Here is a 26,108-nt window from a genome sequence, read left to right on the forward strand (position 1 = left end):
GGTGGAGGCACTATTACAAATCCGACAGGCAAGCGGTCAGGCGTGCACGTCGTCATGCTCATCGTGATGGAACCCCGCGCTTTCGACCTGCAAGGTGACGTGGGAAATACCAAATTGTTCGTGCAGTAATTGCGTCACCAGGCTGAGGACCTGCTGTTCGCTGCCCGATGCCGGTGCGGCCACCAAATGGGCACTCAGCACGTTCTTGCCACTGGTCAGGGCCCAGATGTGCAGGTCGTGCACGTCCTCGACGCCGTGCACACTGCGGATGCCTTGCTCGACCTGATCGATATCAACTCCGTGCGGCACGCCCTGCAGCAGCACGTTCATGCTCTCCTTGAGCAACGTCCAGGTACGCGGCAACACCCAGAAACCGATGGCCGCCGCCACCACTGAGTCGACCCAGCCCCAGCCGGTAAGCATGATCACCAGCGCCGCAATGATCACGCCGACAGACCCGAGCATGTCGCTCCACACTTCCAGGTAGGCGCCCTTGACGTTAAGGCTTTCGTCGCTGGCCGAGCTGAGCAGGCGCATCGAGATCAGATTGACGATCAGCCCCAGCAGCGCGATCACCAGCATACCGGTGGACTGAATCTCGGCGGGTGCCTGCAACCGTTGCCAGGCCTCGTAGAGAATGTAAAACGCCACGGCAAACAACAGCAGCGCATTGAACGCCGCCGCGAGAATTTCGAACCGTGCGTAGCCAAAGGTACGCCGGCGGTCAGCCGGGCGCTTGGCGACCTGAATGGCCACCAGGGCAATCGCCAGGGCCAGAGCGTCGGTCATCATGTGGGCAGCGTCGGACAGTAGCGCCAGGCTGCCGGTGACAAAAGCGCCGATGACCTCGGCAATCATGAAACTGCTGGTCAGGCACAAGGCAATCCACAACTTGCGTTCGTGGCCGGCGCGTACCTGGGCGTGATTATGTCCTGCGCTCATTGAATGTCCTCGCGATTTTGGTGCGGCTGATCATAAAGCTATAGGCCAAACCCTCGACATGGGTTGCACGATTATCATCCTGGCGCGAGCCGGCCGGTATGTTGATCGCACCCAAAAAAGCCCACGAGCGCTCTAGCGGCGCCTTATCAGGTATGCTTTTCGCAGAAACATAAAGACACACATCAGCCAAGCCGTTCGCCAGGGAGTTTTGTTGTGGAGTTATCGACTGCCGCGTGGATGTTTCACGATACACGCCTCATGCTCTGCGTCCTGTTGGCCATCGCCAGCATCATCCTGTTGATCAGCGCGACCAGGCTGCCGCCATTTCTATCGATTCTGATCGGCACCTTTATCGCAGGTGTCGGTGCCGGGCTGCCGCCGGAGGAAGTTGCCAAGGCCTTCAGCAAAGGCGCCGGGGCGATTCTCGGCGAGGCCGGGATCATTATTGCGCTGGGCGCAATGCTCGGCGCGCTGATGGCCGAATCAGGCGCAGCTGATCGTATCGCCACCACGCTGCTCGGATTGGGCAAGGGCAGATCGTTGCCGTGGGTAATGGCGCTGGTGGCGATGGTGATCGGCTTGCCGCTGTTCTTCGAAGTGGGCCTGGTGATGATGGTGCCGATCATCTTTGTGATGGCCAGGCGTTCGAACCAGCCGTTGCTGAAAATCGCCATTCCGGCCCTGGCCGGCATGACCACCCTGCACGCCCTAATGCCGCCGCATCCGGGACCGCTGATCGCCGTGGGTGCGTTGCACGCCGACCTGGGTCTGACCATGTTGCTGGGTTTTTGCCTGGCCGTGCCTGCGGTGATGCTCGCCGGCCCGATCTACGGCAACTGGCTGTCCAGACGCCTGCACGTGGAAGCCCCGGCCGACATCGGCGCGTTGTTCAGCGCGCCGCCCAAGGCGCCGCGCCAGCCGAGCTTTGCGATTTCGTTACTGATTATTCTGTTGCCGGTGATCCTGATGCTGGGCAGCACGTTGGCCAAAATCGCCCTGCCGACGGAGAGCACCCTGGGCCTGACGTTGAAGTTCCTCGGCGAGCCGCTGATCGCCCTCGCCCTGGCGGTGATCGCCGCGGTGATCTGCCTGGGCTGGGCCGCCGGCATGCCTCGCGCCGACGTCGGCAACACCTTGCGCAAAGCCATCGCCCCCATCGCGGTACTGTTGCTGACCATCGGCGCCGGTGGCGGACTCAAGCAGACCATGCTCGACGCGGGCGTCAGCCAGACCATCAGCAAGGTCGCCGAAGGCGCGCACATGCCTTATCTGCTGCTGGCGTGGCTGATCGCCGTAGCGTTGCGTCAGGCCACCGGTTCGGCGACGGTCGCGACCACCACCACGGCCGGCATCCTCGCGCCGATGATGGCGGGACTGGCCGCCCCACAAAGCTCACTGGTAGCGCTGGCGATTGGCGCAGGCTCGGTATTCTTCTGCCACGTCAACGACGCCGGCTTCTGGATGGTGCGCGAGTACTTCGGCCTGCAGTTGAAGCAGACGATCTGGGTATGGTCGGTGCTGCAGACGATTGTGTCGGTGGTGGGGTTGGTGGGTACGCTGGTGCTTTGGCACTTTTTGACCTGAGCCTCAGCTAGACAGGGTGTGGCGCTTGCCAAACAACGCCACACTCACCACGCCCACAGCGCCCATCACCACGCCGTACCCCACGCACACCCACGGGCTGGTCGGCATCAGCGCGATCAGCAACAGCGGCGTGGTACTCGCCCACAGCGCATAGGCGATGTTGTAGGTGAAGGAAATCCCCGACACTCGCACTCGCGCCGGAAACAGCCCGACCATCACCGAAGGCACCGCGCCCACCACGCCGCAGCTCAAGCCCGCTACCGCATACGCCGCGCCGAGCCAGAGGCCGCCGTTGATCAGGCTGGTGTATAACACCGCGATGCCCGCCGGCAGCAACAGGCTGTACACCAGCACCGCACGCCAGGCGCCGATGCGGTCGACCAGCAGGCCCGCCAATACGCAGCCTATGTTCAGAAACACGATGCCCAGCGCGCTGAGGGCGAATGTGTGGCCGGGGCTCATGCCGAAGGTTTTCTGCATCATCGTTGGCGTGATGACCACCAGCACCACCACGGCCGAGGTGAGCACGCAGGTGAGGATCATTGCCGGCAGCAACACGGCGCGGTGGTCGCGCAGCACGGTGCGCAACGGCAGTTCGGCGGCGGCCTGGCGGCGCGCCTGCATGTCGAGGAACACCGGGGTTTCGTTGAGCCAGCGGCGCAGCCACACACCGATCACGCCGAAGACGCCGCCAAGCAAAAAGGGCAAGCGCCAGGCGTAGTCGAGGATTTCCGCTGGCGTGAAGACCTGCGCCAGCAGCGTCGCGGTGAGCGCGCCGAGCAGGTAGCCGAAGGTCAGGCCGGCCTGCAGAAAACCCAGGGCATAGCCGCGATGAGCAGGCGGCGCATGCTCGGCGACGAAGGTCCAGGCGCTGGGCACTTCGCCGCCCACGGCCGCGCCTTGCAGCACACGCAGCGCCAGCAGGATCAGCGGGGCGAAATAACCGATTTGCGCGTAAGTGGGCATGATCCCGATCAACAGACAGGGCAAGGCCATCATCAGGATACTGAGGCTGAACACGCGTTTGCGCCCCAGATGATCGGCGAAATGCGCCATCAGGATGCCGCCCAGCGGGCGCGCGAGGTAGCCGGTGACGAAGATGCCGAAGCTCTGCAGCAGGCGCAGCCACTCGGGCATTTCCGGCGGGAAAAACAATTGGCTGAGGGTCAGCGCAAAAAACACGAAGATGATGAAGTCGTAGATTTCCAGAGCCCCGCCCAGAGCGGCCAGGCCCAGGGTTTTGTAGTCGGAGCGGGAAAAGCGCTGCGCCTGTGCAGGAAAGGTGGCAGTCATGTGCAAGCTCGGCAGACAAACAAAATGGCGTGCAGGTTAGGAGCTGAACCGGATCATGGCAATCACGACAGATATATTTGTTTTGCTCATTGATCGATGAAGATAACTACATTCCCAAATCAATGGCCGTGGAGCAACATGCCGCAAAACTGCCGTCCCCATAATAACTACAAGAGGAATCCCCATGGCTGATGCCATTGAAGAAAGCCGCTATGCCCGTTTTGCCCTGCGCTGTTCCAACTTCGCCGAACGCTGGTTTCCGGATTCCTGGGTGTTTGCCGCGCTTGCAGTGATTGTCGTCGCCGTGGCGACCCTGGGCATGGGCGCCGCGCCGACCGACGCCGCCAAGGCCTTTGGCGATGGATTCTGGAGCCTGATTCCGTTCACCATGCAGATGGCCTTCGTGGTGATCGGCGGTTATGTGGTCGCCAGTTCGCCGCCGGCGGTCAAGCTGATCGACCGCCTGGCGCGCATGCCCAAAAACGGTCGCTCGGCCGTCGCCTGGGTGGCGTTGATTTCCATGGTCGCGTCGTTGCTCAATTGGGGCCTGTCCTTGGTGTTCGGCGGCTTGCTGGTGCGGGCTTTGGCCCGGCGCACGGACTTGCGCATGGACTACCGCGCGGCCGGTGCGGCGGCTTATCTGGGGCTTGGCGCGGTGTGGGCGCTGGGGCTGTCGTCGTCGGCCGCGCAGTTGCAGGCCAACCCGGGCAGCCTGCCGCCGTCGATTCTGGCGATCACCGGAGTGATTCCGTTCACCGAGACCATCTTTCTGTGGCAATCGGGCGTGATGTTGCTGGCACTGATCGTGGTGTCGCTGATCATCGCCTACGCCACCGCGCCGGGCCCGAACAGCGCCCGCGACGCCATGGCCTGCGGCGTCGACCCGGCGTTCAACCTGCCCAAGGTACAGCCGCCCACCCGCCCTGGCGAATGGCTGGAACATAGTCCGCTGCTGACCATCCTGCTGGCGCTGCTGGCGGCGGGCTGGCTGTTCCACGAGTTCTCGACCAAGCCCGCGATCAATGCGATCTCGGGGCTCAATACCTATAATTTCCTGTTCATCATGGTCGGTGCATTGTTGCACTGGCGCCCACGCAGTTTCCTGGACGCAGTGGCCCGCGCCGTGCCGACCACCACCGGCGTATTGATCCAGTTTCCGCTGTACGGCTCGATCGCCGCGCTGATGACCGTGGTCAAGGGCGGCGACGGCCAGACCCTGGCGCACCATATCTCGCTGTTCTTCACCTCCATTGCCTCCCACGACACCTACGCGCTGTTGATGGGCGTGTACTCGGCTGTACTGGGCTTCTTTATCCCGTCGGGCGGCGGCAAGTGGATCATTGAAGCGCCTTACGTGATGCAAGTGGCCAATGACCTGCAATACCACCTGGGCTGGGCGGTGCAGATCTACAACGCGGCCGAGGCGCTGCCGAACCTGATCAACCCGTTCTACATGCTGCCGCTGCTGGGCGTGCTGGGCCTGAAGGCACGGGACTTGATCGGGTTCTCGTTTGTGCAACTGCTGGTGCACACGCCGCTGGTGCTGTTTTTGCTGTGGGCGTTGGGGACGACGTTGGCGTATGTGCCGCCGGTGATCCCATAGGAGCAGTTGCAAGCTGCACGTTTTCAGCTTCAAGCTTGCAGCTTGGAGCCAGGAACCAGCAGCTGCCTTAATGCCGTCACATTGCATTGCTACCGTCCTGCGAAATATCCTGCAACATCTCGCCAGGGACTCCCGCAAATGAGTGACGAGTACGAAGACCGCTCCTCCCCCGATTCCGCATCCAAGCCGGCGATAGACACCAGCCGCCGCCGCTTCCTGGGAGGCGCGGCGGTGTTGGGGGTGGGGGCGACTTTGAGTGCGTGCGGCAATACCAGCGAAGCGCCGGGCAAAACGGCGGATCGACCGCTCACGCCGCAGGAATTGGACAAGGCATTGCGCGAACAAGTGAAGACCGTGGTGGTGATCTACGCCGAAAACCGCAGTTTCAATAACCTGTTTGCGGATTTCCCCGGCGTGGAGAAACCGCTGTCCGCACTGTCGGCTGCCCAGACGCAGCAGCGTGACCGCGACGGCAGCGTATTGAACAGCCTGCCGCCGACCTGGGGCGGTGTGTTGCAGGTCGGCCCGCAAAGCGTGGACGGCGTGACCTATCCCAGCGAAGTGCAATTTCAGGAAAACCTGCCCAACGCGCCCTTCGCCCTCAAGGGCCCGAATGGCGCGGACCTGCCTTTGAGCCTGGTCACCCGCGACCTGTGGCACGTGTTCTACCAGAACCAGATGCAGATCAACGGTGGCAAGAACGACGGTTTCGTCGCCTGGGCCGATTCCGGTGGCCTGGTGATGGGCCATTACGCCCAGAGCCGCTATGCCCTGCGCCTGTGGGACGTGGCCAAGGAGTTCGTGCTCTGCGATAACTTCTTCCAGGGCGCGTTCGGTGGCTCGTTCCTTAACCATCAGTACCTGATCAGCGCCACCGCGCCGTTTTATCCGAACGCCGCCCAATCGGTGGCCAAGGCGCAGATCGCCACGCTGCAAAGCGATGACCCTGCCGACCCGCGCCTCAAGCCGCTGGACGCGTCCCCGGCCAGTGCCATGACCGGTCCGCCGCAGTTCGGCCCCAGCGCCCTGACCCCGGACGGCTATGGCGTAAACACACTGGCCCCGCCGTATTGGCCGACCTGGATCCGCGACCCCCAGAACCCGGACTACTCCAAACCCGACCTGCCCAATGTGCTCGTGCCGCAAACCCACGAGCATATTGGCGACAAGCTGTCGAAGAAGAACGTCGACTGGGCCTGGTACGCCGGTGCGTGGCAGGCGACGCTGGATCAGTTCAAGGACTCGGGCGGTATCCCGAAAATCCCGAACTTCCAGTATCACCACCAGCCCTTCAACTACTTCAAGCAACAGGGGCCGGAAAATCGCGCCGAACGCGACAAGCGCCTGCGCGACGGCGGCCTGGGCGATGAATCCAGCACCAATAAATTCTTTGCCGATGCCGAGGCCGGCAAGCTGCCTGCCGTGACCTTCTACAAGCCACAAGGCAACCTCAACATGCACGCCGGTTATGCCGACGTGGCTTCGGGCGACCGTCATATCGCCCGCGCCTTGAAGGTGCTGCAGGAAAGCCCGCAATGGAAGAACATGGTGGTGGTGGTAACCGTCGATGAAAACGGCGGCTGGTGGGACCATGTGGCGCCGCCCAAGGGTGATCGCTGGGGCCCCGGCACGCGGGTGCCGGCGCTGGTGGTGTCGCCGTTTGCGCGCAAGGGCATGGTCGACCATACGGTGTACGACACGGCCTCGATCCTGCGGCTGATCACGCGAGTATTCCAACTGGAGACACTGGATGGCCTCAAGCAGCGGGATGACGCAATGACTGCCCGGGGCCAGAAGCCGATGGGGGATTTGAGCAATGCATTGCGCTTCGACCTGTAAGGCGCTTATCCAATAGCGACACCGGCAGCGATTTAGCACGCGGTTTTCCTGGCCAGCCGCTACTGTGTGCAGGTGGGCTTTTCACCCGCGCAGACGGGCTTTCGCTGACAAGGAATCGACTATGTTTAAACAGACCAGGCTGTCCTGCACCCTGATCGCACTGCTGGGCAGTGCGGTCGTACAGGCCGACATCAATGTACCGCTGGGGAGCACCCAGCGTGTCACTCAATTATTCGCCTTCCCCAATAATTGCACTGTCATCTGCTTCAAGCCGTGGACGCTGGAGCAGACTGCCGAGCACTACCTCAACCAAAGCCTGCAACGTGACGGCTACAGCCGCGCCAAGGTCAGTGTCAAAACCGACGGCGACCAACTGACGGCCACGTTCAGCGGGGTACCGGACACTTACGGCCAGCCTCTCACCCGGTTGCTCAACACCGCCGACCTGGCCTACCAGGGCGCCAGCAAGCTGAATAGCGACGGTAAATGGGCCTACAACTGGTACCTGTTCCTGCCGCTGGGCATGGCCCTGGAAAACCGCAAAAGCATCGAGTTGCTGCACTTTCCGCCGGATTATTCGCTCACCCATTTCCAGGACTACCTGGAATCGGCCACCACCGACCGCTGGGCCGCGCTGCTCACCGACAATGGCGTGCCGGCCAGCGAAACCCCGGCCTACCAGACCATCATCGATATCGCCCCGATTGCGGCGCCGTCCAACGCGGGCAAAGACCTGGAAAATGTCTATGGCTATTTCACCGACTACCAGACGCGCATGGTCAGCGAACTGAGCCTGCGCCCCGACGGTGCGCTGCCCATGGTGGCCTTCGGCGCGCCGGTGCGCAGCTGGATCAAGCAACAATACGGACAGACCGTTGATGTGATGGGCCTGGCGCAAATCAACCCGGTGGCCGGCAAAAGCGTATCGGTACTGGGCGCCAACCATCCCAGTTACATCTGGTACGCGGCGGACCCGGCAAGCTATGGCGGTAACGAGCAGAAAGCCGACGAGGCGGGCCTGAAGGTGATGGGACAGGATCTGAGCGCGGCCTGCTGGCAAGCCGGCATGGGCCGCAAGCCGGCCAGTGACCCCAACGTGTTGCTGCAAGCGTGCAACACCACCTGGCAGGTCACGCGCAAGGAACAGACCTGCGAATTGTTCTACACCTCGATACGCTCGCTGACCCCGGAACAGGCAAATGCCAAATGCGCCACTGCGCCGATCAAGGCGCAGTTGAAACAGCTGAAGAGCCCTGCGCCAGCCACTCTCCTGCCGGCACCCACATTGTAGATTGCACACAGGCGCGCCGATTTCTACTGCCGAATATGACAGTAGAAATCAGCCGCCCCATCGGGGAACCTTGAGACGGGCCCATTCGCTGCAAGACTGGCAGTCAGACACCCTCCGCAGGTCGATGCAGCCCATTCAAGGAGCGTGATGAAAACTCGTGCCATGGATAAGGCGATTCGCACCACCCCTGATGACGACTGCCTGTATCCCTTTACGACAACGCTGACGGCGTATGGCTACCCCTCCACGCGCGATTTTGAAGTGGTGTGCGACACCACCGGCGAAATCATCGGTATCAAATCCCGCGTCGCGTTCGACAACCGTACTCTCATCGCCCGGGTATTCGGCTATGCCCTGGGCGAATGCCGTCAGCACACGCTCCAGATCTCGGAACGTATCTGGTTGTATGACCCGTGGATGTGCGGCCAACTGCAGCACGCCTGCCATCCGAATACGTATGTCGACACGTCCTATCTGGAGCTGTGGTCGGTGATGCCTATTGCGGCCGGCACCTGGCTGACCATCGATTACGCCAACACCGGCGATGCCCTGCCCCGACAGTTTGCCTGCACCTGCGGTGCACCAGACTGCCGGGGCTGGATCAAAGGCCCGCATGAACAACTCAGCGCAGAAGGCCGAGCGTTCCTGGAACAGCGCGGGCGCGCCAATTGAGCTTAGGCGTCACCCAGCGGGCGCAGGCGATATTGCGGCGGCAGTTGCTCGAAGCCGCTGATGGTCGTGTTCAGGCTTTTCCAGCGACCATCCTTGATGCCGTAGATGCAGCCATGGATCGACAGGCTCTGCCCACGGTGCCAGGCGTTTTGCACAATGCTGGTGTGGCCGACGTTGGCCACCTGCTGGATCACGTTCAGCTCGCACAGGCGGTCGACCTGTTCTTCTTCGGTGGGCAGCAGGGCCAGCACTTCGCGGTTTTCGTAGTAGAGATCGCGAATGGTGCGCAGCCAGCCATCGATCAGGCCGAACTGGCGGTCCTGCATCGACGCGCGCACGCCGCCGCAGCCGTAGTGGCCGGTGACGAGGATGTGTTTGACCTTGAGCACATCGACCGCGTACTGGATCACCGACAGGCAATTGAGGTCGGTGTGCAGCACCACATTGGCCACGTTGCGGTGCACGAACAGATCACCCGGCAGCATGCCGACGATCTCGTTGGCCGGTACGCGCGCATCGGAACAGCCGATCCACAAGTACTCCGGGGTTTGCTGGCGGGCGAGCTTGGCGAAGAATTCGGGATCTTCCTGTTTGATCGCATCCGCCCAGCGTTCGTTGTTATCAAGCAGGTCTTGTAGTTCGTTCATCAGGGAAAACCTCGGGAATGATGCGCAGCTGTGTGACTGACAACCCCTCGTCCGGGTCACGCCTGGCGCAAATTAGCTTGAATCTTTGGGGCGCTGAGCCTGTCCACACACTATAAGCCCCACAGTATGAGGATTGGCCATGACTGAATCACGACGTCCCTACGGCGCCACGCAGCCCGAACCGATTGACGATAACGAAGACCGCATGGGTTCGATGCGTGAGCTGGATTTTGACCAGGAAGACCAGACGGCGGAAATCGGCGATGAGATCCCGCGCGGCGAGCGCGAACATCTGATGCCTGACGAACGGGTGCGCGAGGCTGGGATGACCGGTGCTTCGACCGACGATCATCAACCGACCGATGACGACATGAGCCCTGAGACGCTGATCCATGAGGATGGCGCGCGGGATGCCCGGGAAGAAGGCGAGGACCAGCCGTCCGATTTTGACCTGAGCATCGTCGATGAAGATGACATTGGCGGCGGCAATGGGCTGGATGAGGCCGAGTTGGCGGATCTGGACCCGGTAAACGGAAAACGCTGAGCCACTGACACACTGCAGACCGAATGTGGGACGGGGCTTGCTCCCTCCCACACGGATCCATGTGTTCAGTCGACGAGCGTGCAAGCCATGACGACTGCGTCTTCGCGGCCACCGACAGCCGGGTAATAATCGCGCCGACGTCCAATCTCATTGAAGCCATAACGCTCATACAACCGGAACGCCCCGGTATTGCTGTCGCGCACTTCCAGAAAGCATTCCCGAGCGTTGGCCGCATAGGCGCGGGACATCAAGTGCTCCAGCAGCGCCAGGCCCAGGCCACGGCCCTGGTTTTCCGGCTTGACGGTGATGTTCAGCAAATGGGCTTCATCCAGAATGATCTGCACCACACCGTGCCCCACTTGCTGCTCACCCTCGAACATCAACCAGATCTGATACTTGCCCAGGCCATCGAGAAAAATGCCGCGTGTCCAGGGATGGCTGAACGCTGCGTATTCGATTTTCAGCACGGCATCGAGGTCGGCCTCGGTCATCGGGCGGAAGGATAAAGCCTCACTCATCGGTTGTTTTCCAGCGCGCCATCAGCCGGCGCATGGCTTGCCAGACATCAGCCTTACGCTGTGGCTCTTCCATTAATAATTCCAGGCCCGGCAGTGCCCACACCGAGCCCAGGCCTTCGACCTGCAGTTCGCGGTACCAGGCTTCGGCATTCGCTTCACCGGCAAAACGCACGGCGGGCAGGCCGATCAGCCACAGGCACACACAGGGTTCGTCTTCCAGGCGTGCCGAGACAAAACCTTGCACAAAATCCCGCGCGGCGTCCGGGCCCTGATCCATGGTGCCGCGCACCAGCAACGGCCAGCGCACCGGGTCGCCGACAATCTGCGGACTGTCCGGCAGGCCGGCAGCGCGCAGCATGTCCTTGAGCAGCATGTAGGCCGGGTCGCGGGTCTGGAAGCGCTCGCCGGTGGGCAACTCCACCAGCAGCAGGCAACGCCCGGCCCGCAGCAATTGCAGGGCAAAACGCGGCGGCGGCACCACGGGCGCCTTGGCCACCGGCGCCGTGTCTTCGGCCACCATCGGTTTGGTCACTGGCGAGGGGCGCGGCACTTCGATTTTGGCCCGTTCGACCACCGGCCGCACCTCAGGCACAGGCTTAACCACCGCGACCGGCGCGGCGGCCTCCTCGCCCGACGACTCAAACGCCTCATAGGGCTCTGGCGCCTGCAATAGCTCGGGCCGCGACGGTGCGGCAAACGGCAGTTCGGTGCGGGGCAGCCAGTTGACCACCTGCATGGCGGTCAAGTAAGCGCGACGTCGGGACTCGATAAGCACAGCTCGGCCACTTGTGGATAAGTAAAGAGCGGGGATTCTACCGCTGTTCGGCAACAATCGCCCACTGCGCGCTGAACGGCTGTGGATAAATCCCACTCCCGATGCAGTACAATCGCGACCTTTAATCGCCAACCAGCCGGCCATTCCCATGATCGAACCCAAGCGCGTCCTGCGCGCCCTCGCCGAACACTGGGCCTTGCTTGAGCCACTGTGCGAACACTTCGACCAAGGCACCCTGAGCCTGGGCGAACTGCGCGCGCAACTGGCCGCCCAACAACTGGACAGTACACCCCAGGACATCACCAGCCTGCTGGACGTGTGGATTCGCCTGGATATCCTGGTGCCTGTGGCCAAGAGCCCGAACCGCTTCGAGCTCAACGCACAGATCCACGACTTCCTCGCCTATTTGCGCAAAGAACACCGGCTCGGCCTGTGCCTGGAAATCGAAGCCTACCTGCGCCACCTCGAGCGTCTGGCCGGCTATATCCAGGACGCCTTCGACATCCGTGACGGCCACGACCTGGCCCGGCAACTGCGCCTGCTGGACATGCGCGTACGCGACGTGTTGAAAAAACTCGCCAACGACGAACAGGCCCTCGCCGCCGTGGCCGACCGCGCCAAGACCAGCGACCGGCAGATCCCGTTGCGCCAGCGGTACGCCGAAGTGCTGGCAACCTGGGACGAATACGTCGAACCGATGATTCAGTTGGTGAACGCCGACGGCGCCTTCGAGCAAGGCGTGCGCAAGGTCGAGAATGTGCTGCTGCGCATGCTCACCGAGCAACAGCGCCTCGGCCACCTGGTGGACGACGACATGCTGCTGCGTACCCACGCGCGCATCCTTGAAATGCAGACCAGCGCCCAGTTGACCCTGCGTCACGCCCGTGAACTGCTGTTGCCACTGCGTGAAGAAGCGCGCCGCCACAACGCGGTGACCCGTGGCGCGGCGCTGGCCCTGTCGGCGATTCGCCGCAAAGGTCTGGACGCGGTGCCACAGGCGGCAATGCCGCTGTTCACCCGGCCGCAAAGCACCTTTCTGGGCAGTGCCAGCCAGGTCGAGGCCTACGTGTATGCCCTGGCGAATTTCGAGCCGAAACCGGCGCGTTTCCCCAAGGCGCACAAATCCCACAAGGGCCAGGCCCAGCGTGCGCCGCGCACGGTCAAGGAAATGCTCGAACGCTGCGAAGACGCGCTGCCGATGCCCGACCTGATGACCTGGCTGCTGGAGCAGGAACCGGACGGCGCCACCGACGAGTTGTTGTACTGGTTCTCCCGGCTCTCGCGGGAAAAACGCTTCAAGCGCGAACGCCTGGAACGCCGCGATTACCACACACACGAGCACCAGGTCAGCCTGCGCTCATTCGCCCTGCTCCCGGCCGGCACAGACGCCGCCGAGCAACCTGCGAGTACACCTTATGCATCTTGATCTATCCGAACTGTCCCAGCTGGCGCCGATCTTTCGCGAGCTGTTCAAGGGTTACCACGTCAGCCGCCGCGACCCGGAGCTGTACGCGCAACTGTCGAACTTCCAGGACCAGTACCGCACGCTGTTCAAGGCCCTGGGCTTTGAGCTGGTGTGCGACACCCGTGGTTTCTATTACTTCGTGCCCGACTCCGCCATCGCCAGTGCGCAGGTCAACAAGACCGCCCAGCGTCTGGCGCTGTTCACCTTCATCATCGTCGAACACCTGGCCGACCAGGGCCGCGACCCGATTGCCGTGCTCGACGGCGGCAGCCTGGGGCGTGATGAACTGCCGTCGCTGCTGGATAAATACCGCGACCTGTTTATCCAGGCCGAAGTGCAGACCCAGGAAGAGCTTGAAGAGAAAATCATGCGCCGCATGACCCAACTGGGTTTTGCCAGCGAAGACAACGGCATTTATCGCTTCCTGCCGCCGATGCACCGCTTCCTCGACGTGTGCCTGTCGGTGCAGCAGGACCGCGACCTCGCCGCCAGCGTGCACAGCGTATTGCCATTGCCGGCGCCGGTGATCATCGACGAAGACAGCGATGAAAAACTGCTCAAGACCGATGACCCGCTCGACTTGAGCGACTTCGAGGAAGAGAGCGAAGAAGACGCCCTGGCCCGTGCCATTGCCGAAGAACAGGAGACCGATGCATGAGCAAGGAACGCTACGGCATCCGCCGCTTCGCCCTATTGAACACCGCCGGTTACAGCCTGGGCCTGTTCCCGCTGGAAGAGCCGCTGTCGGTGTACGGCGCGAACAACCTGGGCAAATCCGCCTCGATCAACGCCTTGCAGTTTCCGATTCTGGCGCGCATGTCGGACATGAGTTTCGGCAAGTACACCCTCGAGCAATCGCGGCGCTTCTACTTCGCCACTGACACCAGCTACATCCTCGTGGAAGTCTCGCTGCCTCACGGCCCCCATGTGATCGGCGTGGTCGGGCGCGGCCCGGGTGGCGGTTTTGGCCACCAGTTCTTCGCCTATGCCGGCAAGCTGGACCTGGCGCACTACCAGAAGAACGACACCTGCCTGCGGCAGAAAGAGCTGTTCACCAACCTTGAGAAAGAGGGCCTCAAGGCCTATGAACTCAAGCCGGATGAACTGCGGCGCTTGCTGGTGGGCGGTCACACCTCGATCCCGCTGGACCTGACGCTGATCCCGCTGCGCTCCACCAGTGAGCAGAGCCTGAAGACGTTCCGCGCGCTGTTTATCAACCTGCTGCACATGCGCGAAATCACCGCAGCCAAACTCAAGCAACTGTTCCTCGACGCCTTTGAACACAGCCTGCGCTCCGGCAGCGTGGATTACATTGCGGCGTGTGAAGAGGCCTTCCGCGACGTACGACGCATGGAGCAGGACTACAACTCGCTGGTGGCTGCCGGACCATTGGTCGAGGCGCTGGCCAATGGCGTGCGGCAACGCGATGTGTTGCGCGGCAAGTTGCACCGCCTGTCACCGCTGCTGGATTCGCTGCTGGGCACCTGGTCGGACTACGCCAGTGCGCGCAAGGAAGAGCTGACCCTCCAGGCCGAGCACTACCGCAATGAACAGGATGCGCTGCAGCATGACCAGCGCGGCGGCACCCAGGAGCTGATGCGCCTGGAGCGGGAGATCAGCGGCATCCAGCGCTGGCTGGGCGAGCTGTCGGTGCTCAAGCATCGCTTTGCGCTGGTGGACGACGTGAAGATGCTGGAGCAGCAGTTGCTCGCGGCCAAAGATGCTCACGATGAATTGGCGGGTGCGCTGGCGCAGTCGCGGCAGTTCAGCGCCGAGGATCTGGACGAGCGTCTGCGCGACCTGGAAAAACGCCTGAAGTCGGTCAAGCAGCAGCTTGATCACGCGGACAACAACAGCTACGCCAAGCTGCGCGAAGAGTTCTCACAGCAGGACGTCGAGCGTCTGATGCGGCTGTTCAACAGTTCGCTGTTCAGCCTGCCATTGGGTGAACACGGCATCACGCTGGATGAGGACGGCCAATGGGTCAAATCCCTTGAGCGGATCCTCGATGGCTTCAAGGGCGAGCGCTTTGAGGTGCCGGGGCTGTCCATCGACATCTCGCACATCGAACCCCCGGCGTTGCAGGCGTTGGCGGATCGCGCGGCACTGCGTGACCAGAAAGAGCGTCTGGAAAAAGAACTCAAGCAACTGAAGACCCAGCAGGCTGTGGCCTCTGATCGCGCAGCCAGCAAGACCCAGACCGAGGCGCTGTACCAGCAGGTGCTGGATGCGCAAAAAGCCCTGGAAGATTTCCGTCGCGCGCAGACCCTGAGCGCCGAAGAAGGCGAGAAGCTGGAACAACTGGCGCAGATGGAAGCGGCGCAGGACGAGCTGAAGCGCTCCAGCGATGCGTTCACCGAGCGCGTCCAGCAATTGTCGGCCAAGCTGCAACTGGTCGGCCGCCAGATTGGCGATATGGAAGCCAAGCAGCGCACCCTGGATGACGCCTTGCGCCGTCGCCAGCTGTTGCCGGCAGACCTGCCGTTCGGCACGCCATTCATGGACCCGGTCGACGACTCCATGGACAACTTGCTGCCGCTGCTCAATGACTATCAGGACAGCTGGCAGAGCCTGCTGCGTGCCGATGGCCAGATTGAAGCGTTGTACGCTCAGGTGCGCCTCAAGGGCGTGGCCAAGTTCGACAGCGAGGATGACGTGGAGCGCCGTCTGCAACTGCTGATCAACGCCTATGCGCACCGTACCGATGAGGCGCTGACGCTGGGCAAGGCGCGACGGGCGGCAGTCACCGATATCGCGCGCACCCTGCGCAATATCCGCAGCGACTACGACAGCCTGGAACACCAACTGGCGCTGTTCAACCGCGAGATCAACAAGCGCCAGGTCTCCAACCTGCAGAGCTTCCGCATCGTGCTGGCACCGAACAAGGAAGCGCTCAAGCATATCGACCAGATCATCCACAGCGCCGGTCAGTATGAAGAAGGCGAGACTCTGTCGGTGTTCGACCTCAGTCAGAGCGCCGAGCAGGACAACAAGAACGAAGAGGCCAAGGAATACCTGGCGCGCCTGGTGGCGGCCAACCATAACCAGTTGGGCCTCAAGGACCTGTTCGAACTCGCGTTCGAGATCACCAAGGTGAACGGCCAGCCGGTGATTCACACCGACATCGATGGCGCCGCCTCCAACGGCACCACCATGACCATCAAGGCGCTGACCAACATGTACCTGTTGCTGCACTTGATGGACCGCGACCAGGCCGGGCGCGTGCGCTTGCCGTACTACCTCGACGAGGCAGCCGATATCGACGAGAAGAACCAGGCGGCGTTGCTGGAAACCAGTTTGCAGCTGGGCTTTGTGCCGATCCTGGCGAGTGTGAAGCCGCAGGTGTCCGCCCAGGTGGCCATCGACCTGGAAGGCGGCAGCGGGCCGAACGGGATCTACATTGATGAAGCGGACTGGAAGTACATTCGTCGTCATGATGAGGTGAAGGCGACGGTGAATGCGCAGCCGGAGTTGGATGAGGTCTGACGTGGTGCGTTGAAATGCAAAAAGGCCGCGATCTATGGATCGCGGCCTTTTTTTGTGGTGCTGCAGAGGGCCTCATCGGGAGCAAGCCCCCTCCCACACTTTGAACTGTGAACACCGTCAAATGTGGGAGGGGGCTTGCTCCCAATAGCCGCGCCCCGGTTTATTTGCCCAATGGAATCTTGGGCGCCCAGGTCAGCCACTCATCCTCAAACTTGTCGAACAACGGGAAGGTCTGCTGCGGCCGCGCCGCATTGCCCATCCGCTCGCCATCCGGCGTGGCGAAGGCGATACCGCCGGCGACCAGCGTCTCCAGGGATTCTGTGCGCACCGTCGCGCCCTTGAACAAGCCGAAGTCCACGCCAAAACCACTGGTGTTCCAGAAGCGGCTGCCGCTGCGGACCAACGGTGCGTACTTGGGCTCGATCAGGATGTGCACCAGCACGCGGTCGGCAGTCTGGCCCAGCTCGTAGCCGGTGACCTTGCCCACGGTGACTTCGCGGTAGGTCACCGGTACGCCTTCCTTCAGTGAGCCACGGCGCGCGGCACTGAGCACCAGACTCAAGCCTTGCTCCTGACGCACGGCCTCGGGCGGCTGGGCCAGGGCGACAAAATTTTTCTGCGGGCCTGTGTTTTTCGCGGCTGGCTGCACTTCGATGTATTGCCCGGTCACCAGGGTTTCCAGGTTGGCGGTTTTCATCAGGCCCAGCTCCGGCTTGACCACCCAGAACTGGCTGCCGGCACGTGCGATGCGGTCGGCCACCTGGGTGATGCGTGCGCCGAGCAGCACCGACTGCATGTCCCCGCTCAGACTGACGCTTTCGATCTTGCCCACGTCCAGCCCTTTGAAACGCACCGCCGTACCGGGGCGCAGGCCGTCGGCGCGATCAACCTTGATGGTCACCAGAGTGCCGTGTTGATTGGCGGTTTCGCGATCAGGGTACAGACGGAAGCGCGGAATGTGTTTTTTCAGCGGCACATTCGGCTCAGGTGTTTCGAACGCGATACCGCCGGCCATCAGGCTCGCCAGGGATTCACTCTTGACCTGGATGCCACCCGTGAGGCCACCGGTCAGGGTGACGCCGCTGGCATTCCAGAAGCGCGTCGAGCCGTTGACCAGGTTTTCGTATTCTTTCTCGATGTGTACGCCAATCACCAACTGCTTGTTCTTGCGCGAGAACTGGTAGCTCTGCACCGAGCCAACCTTGACCTGTTTGTAGAGAATCGGGCTGCCGACATCCAGGGAGCCGAGGTTGTCGGTGAACAACACCATGTGCAAACCGGGAGAACGCAGGTCCAGGGGGGGCGCTTTCGCACGGGCGACATATTCGCGCTGGGGCGCAGTGCCTTTGTCGCCTGGACGGATGGCGATGTAGTTACCTTTGACCAGAGCTTCCAGGCCGGTGATGCCGGCGAGGGAGATGGACGGCTTGACCACCCAGAACTGAGTGTCCTGGACCAGATAGTCTTCGGCCAATGGGTCGAGGGTCAGCTCGGCGCTGGCACTGGACAGGTCCGGGTCGATCTTCAGGGTTTTCAGGCTGCCGACCTGGATGCCTTTGTACATCACTGGCGTGCGGCCGGCCTGCAGGCCTTCGAAGTCGCTGAGCTTGACCTTGACTCGGATGCCGGCGGCGGCGGCGTCGAAATCTTCGTACAGACGGAATGGCAGGCTCGGATCGGTGGGCGGGCTGTCCTTGCGATTCTCGGGGGTGGCAAAGGCGATACCACCGGCGACGATGCTGGACAGCGACTCACTGCGTACCTTCACGCCGGACAGGTTGGCGTCGATACTGATGCCGCTGGCGTTCCAGAAACGCGTGTGTTTACGCACCAGGTGGGCGTAGGTCGGTTCGATGTAGAGCTTGATCTCGACGGTGCTCTGGTCTTCGGACAGCAGGTAGCTTTTGACCTGGCCGACCTGGATCTGCTTGTAGAACACCGGGCTGCCACGGTTGAGCGAGCCGAGGCGATCAGCCTTGACGGTAATGTGCAGGCCGGGCTTGGCGTCGGACAGCGGCGGCTCTTCGGAGAGCGCCTTGAATTTGCGGGTGGGCTCGCCGTCGCCAGGGCTGGCGGCGATGTAGTTCCCCGACACCAGGGTTTCCAGACCGGTGATGCCGGCCAGCGTTACGCTGGGCTTGACCAGCCAGAAGCGGGTATTGGTCTTGAGGTATTGCTCGACGTCCTTGCCCATCTCAATGGTGGCGATCACCCCGCGATTGTTGCCCTCGTCGTCAAGCGCCAGGGCTTTGACCTTGCCCACGGGCATGCCTTTGTAGACGACCTCGGTCTTGTTGACCTGGATGCCTTCACCGCTTTCAAAGCGCACCTGGATCTCGATGCCCTGCTGGGAATAGGCGCGCCATCCGAGCCAGCCGCCGATGATCAGCGCAATCAGGGGCAACACCCAAATGGCTGACCAGTTGGAGGCCGGGCGGGTTTTAGCTTTAGGCAAATCACTCATGGTCGTCGTCCGACTCCGTGTTATCCCAAATCAGTCGGGGATCGAAAGTTACTGCGGCGAGCATCGTCAAGATCACCACACTGGCGAATGCCGCAGCGCCGAGATTAGCCTCGACGCTGGCGAGCCGCCCAAAGTTTACGACCGCCACCAGAATGGCGATCACGAAGATATCCAGCATGGACCAGCGGCCAATGAATTCGATAAAGCGGTACATGACAATGCGTTGTTGTGCGGACAGCGGTTGGTGACGCTGCACCGAAAACAGTAGCAGACCAATGCCCACCAGCTTGAACGTCGGCACCAGAATACTGGCGATGAACACCACCGCAGCAATAGGAAACATCCCATGCTGCACCAGTTGGATCACGCCGGCCATGATGGTACTGGGCTCGCCCTGGCCGAGTGAGTTGACGGTCATGATGGGCAACAGGTTGGCGGGAATATAGAGGATCGCCGCTGTGACCAGCAGTGCCCATGTGCGAGTGAGGCTGTTGGGCCGACGCGGATGAATCAACGCACCACAGCGGGTGCACGTTTGTTCATCGGTGTCCGGCTCTTGTGTGTTGAGTTCGTGGCATTCGGTACACACCAGAATGCCTGCATCAATCGCCCGCATGATCATCCTCTCCTGACAACGCCTGCCAGATCTGGTGGGGCGACATCACCACCTCAAGCAGAACCTGAACAACCAATAAACTGATGAAACAAACGAGACCCACGCCGACCGTGATGGAAGCCATGTCGGCCAGCTTGACAATCGCAACCAGCACGCCCATCAGATAGACCTCCAACATCCCCCAATCTTTCATGTGATGGTAGATGCGGTATAGCAGCAGGCCGTAATTGCGGCCGATCTTCCAGCGAATGCTGAGCAGCACGGCCAATTGGCAAAGCAGCTTGAGTAACGGAATGCCCATGCTGCACAGGAACACCACGATTGCGACGCCTTGCATACCGCCATCGAACAGGCCGACGACGCCGGTCCACACGGTGTCCTCTGAGGTCTGCCCGAGTAGATTGAGCTGCATGATGGGCAGAAAGTTCGCGGGGATGTACAGCAATAGCGCAGCGATCACCAAAGCGAGGCTGCGCTCAATGACATTGTGGCGGTGAGCATACAGCTCATAACCGCAACGTGGACATTCAGCTTTTTCGCCTCGGGCGAGCACAGGTTTGCGCATCAGCAAGTCGCACTCATGGCATGCCACTAGATCGTCCAGTGGTAAGTCAGACACCTGTGGGGCATCAACCGGCTCGGGCATGGATAGGGCTCTTACTCTAGAAAAGGTTAGGCGCCTATTCTAGTGGTCTGGTTCAGAAATAACTGTGCAAATTTGTAGGCGAAGGCTGAGCTGACTTTCCAATCGCCCAAAACAAAACCCCATCTGCTTTTGCAAATGGGGTTTCGGAATTTAATCTTGACGATGACCTACTCTCACATGGGGAAACCCCACACTACCATCGGCGATGCATCGTTTCACTGCTGAGTTCGGGATGGGATCAGGTGGTTCCAATGCTCTATGGTCGTCAAGAAATTCGGGTACTGAGTCGTGGCCTGATGGCCTCGCTTCAGCAAATTGGGTATGTGACAGCTGTCGGTGTTTTGTGAGCGTCGAACTTTCGGTTCATCTCGTCTTCACACACCGCAATCTGATGCCCTTTCGAGTCGTCAAATTGCTTGGGTGTTATATGGTCAAGCCTCACGGGCAATTAGTATTGGTTAGCTCAACGCCTCACAGCGCTTACACACCCAACCTATCAACGTCGTAGTCTTCGACGGCCCTTCAGGGAACTCAAGGTTCCAGTGAGATCTCATCTTGAGGCTAGTTTCCCGCTTAGATGCTTTCAGCGGTTATCTATTCCGAACATAGCTACCCGGCAATGCCACTGGCGTGACAACCGGAACACCAGAGGTTCGTCCACTCCGGTCCTCTCGTACTAGGAGCAGCCCCTCTCAAATCTCAAACGTCCACGGCAGATAGGGACCGAACTGTCTCACGACGTTCTAAACCCAGCTCGCGTACCACTTTAAATGGCGAACAGCCATACCCTTGGGACCGGCTTCAGCCCCAGGATGTGATGAGCCGACATCGAGGTGCCAAACACCGCCGTCGATATGAACTCTTGGGCGGTATCAGCCTGTTATCCCCGGAGTACCTTTTATCCGTTGAGCGATGGCCCTTCCATACAGAACCACCGGATCACTAAGACCTACTTTCGTACCTGCTCGACGTGTCTGTCTCGCAGTCAAGCGCGCTTTTGCCTTTATACTCTACGACCGATTTCCGACCGGTCTGAGCGCACCTTCGTACTCCTCCGTTACTCTTTAGGAGGAGACCGCCCCAGTCAAACTACCCACCATACACTGTCCTCGATCCGGATAACGGACCTGAGTTAGAACCTCAAAGTTGCCAGGGTGGTATTTCAAGGTTGGCTCCACGCAGACTGGCGTCCACGCTTCAAAGCCTCCCACCTATCCTACACAAGCAAATTCAAAGTCCAGTGCAAAGCTATAGTAAAGGTTCACGGGGTCTTTCCGTCTAGCCGCGGATACACTGCATCTTCACAGCGATTTCAATTTCACTGAGTCTCGGGTGGAGACAGCGCCGCCATCGTTACGCCATTCGTGCAGGTCGGAACTTACCCGACAAGGAATTTCGCTACCTTAGGACCGTTATAGTTACGGCCGCCGTTTACCGGGGCTTCGATCAAGAGCTTCGCGTTAGCTAACCCCATCAATTAACCTTCCGGCACCGGGCAGGCGTCACACCCTATACGTCCACTTTCGTGTTTGCAGAGTGCTGTGTTTTTAATAAACAGTCGCAGCGGCCTGGTATCTTCGACCGGCATGAGCTTACGGAGCAAGTCCTTCACCCTCACCGGCGCACCTTCTCCCGAAGTTACGGTGCCATTTTGCCTAGTTCCTTCACCCGAGTTCTCTCAAGCGCCTTGGTATTCTCTACCCAACCACCTGTGTCGGTTTGGGGTACGGTTCCTGGTTACCTGAAGCTTAGAAGCTTTTCTTGGAAGCATGGCATCAACCACTTCGTGTTCTAAAAGAACACTCGTCATCAGCTCTCGGCCTTAAGATCCCGGATTTACCTAAGATCTCAGCCTACCACCTTAAACTTGGACAACCAACGCCAAGCTGGCCTAGCCTTCTCCGTCCCTCCATCGCAATAACCAGAAGTACAGGAATATTAACCTGTTTTCCATCGACTACGCTTTTCAGCCTCGCCTTAGGGACCGACTAACCCTGCGTCGATTAACGTTGCGCAGGAAACCTTGGTCTTTCGGCGTGGGTGTTTTTCACACCCATTGTCGTTACTCATGTCAGCATTCGCACTTCTGATACCTCCAGCAAGCTTCTCAACTCACCTTCACAGGCTTACAGAACGCTCCTCTACCGCATCACTTACGTGATACCCGTAGCTTCGGTGTATGGTTTGAGCCCCGTTACATCTTCCGCGCAGGCCGACTCGACTAGTGAGCTATTACGCTTTCTTTAAAGGGTGGCTGCTTCTAAGCCAACCTCCTAGCTGTCTAAGCCTTCCCACATCGTTTCCCACTTAACCATAACTTTGGGACCTTAGCTGACGGTCTGGGTTGTTTCCCTTTTCACGACGGACGTTAGCACCCGCCGTGTGTCTCCCATGCTCGGCACTTGTAGGTATTCGGAGTTTGCATCGGTTTGGTAAGTCGGGATGACCCCCTAGCCGAAACAGTGCTCTACCCCCTACAGTGATACATGAGGCGCTACCTAAATAGCTTTCGAGGAGAACCAGCTATCTCCGAGCTTGATTAGCCTTTCACTCCGATCCACAGGTCATCCGCTAACTTTTCAACGGTAGTCGGTTCGGTCCTCCAGTTAGTGTTACCCAACCTTCAACCTGCCCATGGATAGATCGCCCGGTTTCGGGTCTATTCCCAGCGACTAGACGCCCTATTAAGACTCGCTTTCGCTACGCCTCCCCTATTCGGTTAAGCTCGCCACTGAAAATAAGTCGCTGACCCATTATACAAAAGGTACGCAGTCACCCAACAAAGTGGGCTCCCACTGCTTGTACGCATACGGTTTCAGGATCTATTTCACTCCCCTCTCCGGGGTTCTTTTCGCCTTTCCCTCACGGTACTAGTTCACTATCGGTCAGTCAGTAGTATTTAGCCTTGGAGGATGGTCCCCCCATATTCAGACAAAGTTTCTCGTGCTCCGTCCTACTCGATTTCATGACCAAGAGATTTTCGCGTACAGGGCTATCACCCACTATGGCCGCACTTTCCAGAGCGTTCCGCTAATCTCAAAGCCACTTAAGGGCTAGTCCCCGTTCGCTCGCCACTACTAAGGGAATCTCGGTTGATTTCTTTTCCTCAGGGTACTTAGATGTTTCAGTTCCCCTGGTTCGCCTCTTACGCCTATGTATTCAGCGTAAGATAACCATCTTATGATGGCTGGGTTCCCCCATTCAGACATCTCCGGATCAAAGTCTGTTTGCCGACTCCCCGAAGCTTTTCGCAGGCTACCACGTCTTTCATCGCCTCTGACTGCCAAGGCATCCACCGTATGCGCTTCTTCACTTGACCATATAACCCCAAGCAATCTGGTTATACTGTGAAGACAACATTCGCCGAAAATTCGAATTTCTCAATTAAGAGAACTCACAAATTTTACCTTAGCCTGATCCGTTACCAGTGAAAGTAACGTTCAGTCTATCTTTCTATCACATACCCAAATTTTTAAAGAACGATCTAATCAAAGACTAGAAATCAACATTCACCATCATCACAATGGAATGCTCATTTCTAAGCTTTCATACAACAGAAGCAGTAGTGGTGGAGCCAAACGGGATCGAACCGTTGACCTCCTGCGTGCAAGGCAGGCGCTCTCCCAGCTGAGCTATGGCCCCGTATTTCTACAGGCGTTTCCCACACAAAATTGGTGGGTCTGGGCAGATTCGAACTGCCGACCTCACCCTTATCAGGGGTGCGCTCTAACCAACTGAGCTACAGACCCAATTTCGGGCTGCTTCTTATCGTCTTCTTCAATGAATCAAGCAATTCGTGTGGGAACTTATGGAGCAGCTGATGTCGTCGATTAAGGAGGTGATCCAGCCGCAGGTTCCCCTACGGCTACCTTGTTACGACTTCACCCCAGTCATGAATCACACCGTGGTAACCGTCCTCCCGAAGGTTAGACTAGCTACTTCTGGTGCAACCCACTCCCATGGTGTGACGGGCGGTGTGTACAAGGCCCGGGAACGTATTCACCGCGACATTCTGATTCGCGATTACTAGCGATTCCGACTTCACGCAGTCGAGTTGCAGACTGCGATCCGGACTACGATCGGTTTTGTGGGATTAGCTCCACCTCGCGGCTTGGCAACCCTCTGTACCGACCATTGTAGCACGTGTGTAGCCCAGGCCGTAAGGGCCATGATGACTTGACGTCATCCCCACCTTCCTCCGGTTTGTCACCGGCAGTCTCCTTAGAGTGCCCACCATTACGTGCTGGTAACTAAGGACAAGGGTTGCGCTCGTTACGGGACTTAACCCAACATCTCACGACACGAGCTGACGACAGCCATGCAGCACCTGTCTCAATGTTCCCGAAGGCACCAATCTATCTCTAGAAAGTTCATTGGATGTCAAGGCCTGGTAAGGTTCTTCGCGTTGCTTCGAATTAAACCACATGCTCCACCGCTTGTGCGGGCCCCCGTCAATTCATTTGAGTTTTAACCTTGCGGCCGTACTCCCCAGGCGGTCAACTTAATGCGTTAGCTGCGCCACTAAAAGCTCAAGGCTTCCAACGGCTAGTTGACATCGTTTACGGCGTGGACTACCAGGGTATCTAATCCTGTTTGCTCCCCACGCTTTCGCACCTCAGTGTCAGTATTAGTCCAGGTGGTCGCCTTCGCCACTGGTGTTCCTTCCTATATCTACGCATTTCACCGCTACACAGGAAATTCCACCACCCTCTACCATACTCTAGTCAGTCAGTTTTGAATGCAGTTCCCAGGTTGAGCCCGGGGATTTCACATCCAACTTAACAAACCACCTACGCGCGCTTTACGCCCAGTAATTCCGATTAACGCTTGCACCCTCTGTATTACCGCGGCTGCTGGCACAGAGTTAGCCGGTGCTTATTCTGTCGGTAACGTCAAAACAATCACGTATTAGGTAACTGCCCTTCCTCCCAACTTAAAGTGCTTTACAATCCGAAGACCTTCTTCACACACGCGGCATGGCTGGATCAGGCTTTCGCCCATTGTCCAATATTCCCCACTGCTGCCTCCCGTAGGAGTCTGGACCGTGTCTCAGTTCCAGTGTGACTGATCATCCTCTCAGACCAGTTACGGATCGTCGCCTTGGTGAGCCATTACCCCACCAACTAGCTAATCCGACCTAGGCTCATCTGATAGCGCAAGGCCCGAAGGTCCCCTGCTTTCTCCCGTAGGACGTATGCGGTATTAGCGTCCGTTTCCGAACGTTATCCCCCACTACCAGGCAGATTCCTAGGCATTACTCACCCGTCCGCCGCTCTCAAGAGAAGCAAGCTTCTCTCTACCGCTCGACTTGCATGTGTTAGGCCTGCCGCCAGCGTTCAATCTGAGCCATGATCAAACTCTTCAGTTCAAACATCTTTGGGTTTTTAAGAAACCCTAAACTTGGCTCAGCAATCGTTGGTTATTCTTTGATTTCTCGCGGAGTAACTTGTGATGCTGATAATCTTGTTGACTATCAGTCTGACGCCACAAGCACCCACACGAATTGCTTGATTCAGTTGTTAAAGAGCGGTTGGTTAAGAGCTTTCGTCTCAACCGAGGCGCGCATTCTACAGCAGCCTCATTTGCTGTCAAGTGATTATTTTCAGAAGCTTTCGAAGAATTCTTCAACAACTTCAACCACTTGCGCTTCCGATCTCTCGTTAGCGGGAGGCGAATTCTACAGCGTTACACGCTGCTGTCAACACCTCTTTTTATCCGCTTTC

The 26,108-nt window shown here is 59.5% G+C and carries 17 protein-coding genes, 2 tRNA genes and 3 rRNA genes; 9 read left to right on the forward strand and 13 right to left on the reverse strand.

The features are described 5' to 3' along the window. Positions 1–36: 36 nt before the first annotated feature. Positions 37–942: a cation diffusion facilitator family transporter gene (locus TU79_RS05345; protein WP_057007037.1), complete on the reverse strand. Its 906-nt coding sequence runs from the start codon at positions 940–942 to the stop codon at positions 37–39. 213 nt (positions 943–1,155) lie between these two features. Between TU79_RS05345 and TU79_RS05350 the strand changes: the two genes are divergently transcribed. Beyond that, positions 1,156–2,526: a GntT/GntP/DsdX family permease gene (locus TU79_RS05350; RefSeq protein WP_057007038.1), complete on the forward strand. Its 1,371-nt coding sequence runs from the start codon at positions 1,156–1,158 to the stop codon at positions 2,524–2,526. Between the two features lie 3 nt (positions 2,527–2,529). Here the strand turns inward: TU79_RS05350 and TU79_RS05355 are convergent, their stop codons facing one another. Next, the gene (locus TU79_RS05355) at positions 2,530–3,819 is read right to left on the reverse strand and encodes an MFS transporter (RefSeq protein WP_057007039.1); all 1,290 of its coding nucleotides are present in this window, start codon (positions 3,817–3,819) and stop codon (positions 2,530–2,532) included. A 184-nt stretch (positions 3,820–4,003) separates the two neighbouring features. Here TU79_RS05355 and TU79_RS05360 point away from each other — a divergent pair, with 184 nt between their 5' ends. The 4 genes from TU79_RS05360 (at position 4,004) to TU79_RS05375 (ending at position 9,224) form a co-directional block, all read left to right on the forward strand. Then, complete coding sequence (locus TU79_RS05360; RefSeq protein ID WP_057007040.1) at positions 4,004–5,422, forward strand: short-chain fatty acid transporter; 1,419 nt, start codon at positions 4,004–4,006, stop codon at positions 5,420–5,422. Between the two features lie 138 nt (positions 5,423–5,560). Beyond that, the gene (locus TU79_RS05365; protein ID WP_057007041.1) at positions 5,561–7,261 is read left to right on the forward strand and encodes an acid phosphatase; all 1,701 of its coding nucleotides are present in this window, start codon (positions 5,561–5,563) and stop codon (positions 7,259–7,261) included. Between the two features lie 121 nt (positions 7,262–7,382). Beyond that, positions 7,383–8,552: a P-loop NTPase family protein gene (locus TU79_RS05370; protein WP_057007042.1), complete on the forward strand. Its 1,170-nt coding sequence runs from the start codon at positions 7,383–7,385 to the stop codon at positions 8,550–8,552. Positions 8,553–8,699: 147 nt separating this feature from the next. Beyond that, on the forward strand, positions 8,700–9,224 hold the full coding sequence (locus tag TU79_RS05375; protein WP_057007043.1) for an SET domain-containing protein: 525 nt from the start codon (positions 8,700–8,702) through the stop codon (positions 9,222–9,224). A 2-nt stretch (positions 9,225–9,226) separates the two neighbouring features. On the opposite strand, the gene can is transcribed toward TU79_RS05375, so the two are convergent. Beyond that, a complete protein-coding gene (gene can / locus TU79_RS05380; RefSeq protein ID WP_057007044.1) occupies positions 9,227–9,871 on the reverse strand; it encodes a carbonate dehydratase in 645 nt (214 codons plus the stop codon). A gap of 139 nt (positions 9,872–10,010) precedes the next feature. Between can and TU79_RS05385 the strand changes: the two genes are divergently transcribed. Then, positions 10,011–10,415 carry a hypothetical protein gene (locus TU79_RS05385; RefSeq protein WP_057007045.1) on the forward strand — a complete coding sequence of 135 codons (405 nt, stop codon included), beginning with the start codon at positions 10,011–10,013 and terminating at the stop codon, positions 10,413–10,415. 65 nt (positions 10,416–10,480) lie between these two features. Here the strand turns inward: TU79_RS05385 and rimI are convergent, their stop codons facing one another. Both rimI and TU79_RS05395 read right to left on the reverse strand, forming a co-directional pair. Beyond that, on the reverse strand, positions 10,481–10,933 hold the full coding sequence (rimI, locus tag TU79_RS05390; protein ID WP_003188286.1) for a ribosomal protein S18-alanine N-acetyltransferase: 453 nt from the start codon (positions 10,931–10,933) through the stop codon (positions 10,481–10,483). Further along, positions 10,926–11,669 carry a hypothetical protein gene (locus TU79_RS05395; RefSeq protein ID WP_057007046.1) on the reverse strand — a complete coding sequence of 248 codons (744 nt, stop codon included), beginning with the start codon at positions 11,667–11,669 and terminating at the stop codon, positions 10,926–10,928. The genes rimI and TU79_RS05395 overlap by 8 nt, the downstream gene beginning before the upstream one ends. 187 nt (positions 11,670–11,856) lie before the next feature. On the opposite strand from TU79_RS05395, the gene mksB reads away from it, so the two are divergent. From mksB to mksF, 3 genes are read left to right on the forward strand one after another with little or no spacing between them, the layout of a single operon-like run. Next, the gene (gene mksB, locus TU79_RS05400; protein WP_057007047.1) at positions 11,857–13,134 is read left to right on the forward strand and encodes an Mks condensin complex protein MksB; all 1,278 of its coding nucleotides are present in this window, start codon (positions 11,857–11,859) and stop codon (positions 13,132–13,134) included. After that, positions 13,124–13,831, forward strand: a complete 708-nt coding sequence (gene mksE / locus TU79_RS05405) for an Mks condensin complex protein MksE (RefSeq protein WP_003232858.1) — start codon at positions 13,124–13,126, stop codon at positions 13,829–13,831. The genes mksB and mksE overlap by 11 nt, the downstream gene beginning before the upstream one ends. After that, positions 13,828–16,659, forward strand: coding sequence for an Mks condensin complex protein MksF (gene mksF / locus TU79_RS05410; RefSeq protein WP_057007048.1), 2,832 nt, complete (start codon positions 13,828–13,830; stop codon positions 16,657–16,659). Before mksE ends, mksF begins: the two co-directional genes overlap by 4 nt. A 160-nt stretch (positions 16,660–16,819) precedes the next feature. Here mksF and TU79_RS05415 read toward each other — a convergent pair whose 3' ends face one another. The 8 genes from TU79_RS05415 to TU79_RS05450 form a co-directional block, all read right to left on the reverse strand. Continuing rightward, on the reverse strand, positions 16,820–19,123 hold the full coding sequence (locus TU79_RS05415; RefSeq protein WP_057007049.1) for a PqiB family protein: 2,304 nt from the start codon (positions 19,121–19,123) through the stop codon (positions 16,820–16,822). Further along, on the reverse strand, positions 19,116–19,739 hold the full coding sequence (locus TU79_RS05420) for a paraquat-inducible protein A (RefSeq protein ID WP_057007050.1): 624 nt from the start codon (positions 19,737–19,739) through the stop codon (positions 19,116–19,118). The genes TU79_RS05415 and TU79_RS05420 overlap by 8 nt, the downstream gene beginning before the upstream one ends. Then, positions 19,726–20,385, reverse strand: a complete 660-nt coding sequence (locus TU79_RS05425) for a paraquat-inducible protein A (RefSeq protein WP_057007051.1) — start codon at positions 20,383–20,385, stop codon at positions 19,726–19,728. Before TU79_RS05425 ends, TU79_RS05420 begins: the two co-directional genes overlap by 14 nt. 154 nt (positions 20,386–20,539) lie before the next feature. Then, a 5S ribosomal RNA gene (rrf, locus tag TU79_RS05430) occupies positions 20,540–20,655 on the reverse strand. A gap of 157 nt (positions 20,656–20,812) precedes the next feature. Next, positions 20,813–23,704 (reverse strand): 23S ribosomal RNA (locus tag TU79_RS05435). 247 nt (positions 23,705–23,951) lie between these two features. After that, positions 23,952–24,027: transfer RNA gene (locus TU79_RS05440), tRNA-Ala, on the reverse strand. 30 nt (positions 24,028–24,057) lie between these two features. After that, a tRNA-Ile gene (locus TU79_RS05445) sits at positions 24,058–24,134 on the reverse strand. 82 nt (positions 24,135–24,216) lie between these two features. Continuing rightward, positions 24,217–25,753 (reverse strand): 16S ribosomal RNA (locus TU79_RS05450). Together the 16S, 23S and 5S rRNA genes with 2 tRNA genes alongside form the textbook arrangement of a ribosomal RNA operon. Positions 25,754–26,108 lie beyond the last annotated feature (355 nt).

This window comes from Pseudomonas trivialis (assembly GCF_001439805.1).
Classification (GTDB): domain Bacteria; phylum Pseudomonadota; class Gammaproteobacteria; order Pseudomonadales; family Pseudomonadaceae; genus Aquipseudomonas; species Aquipseudomonas trivialis.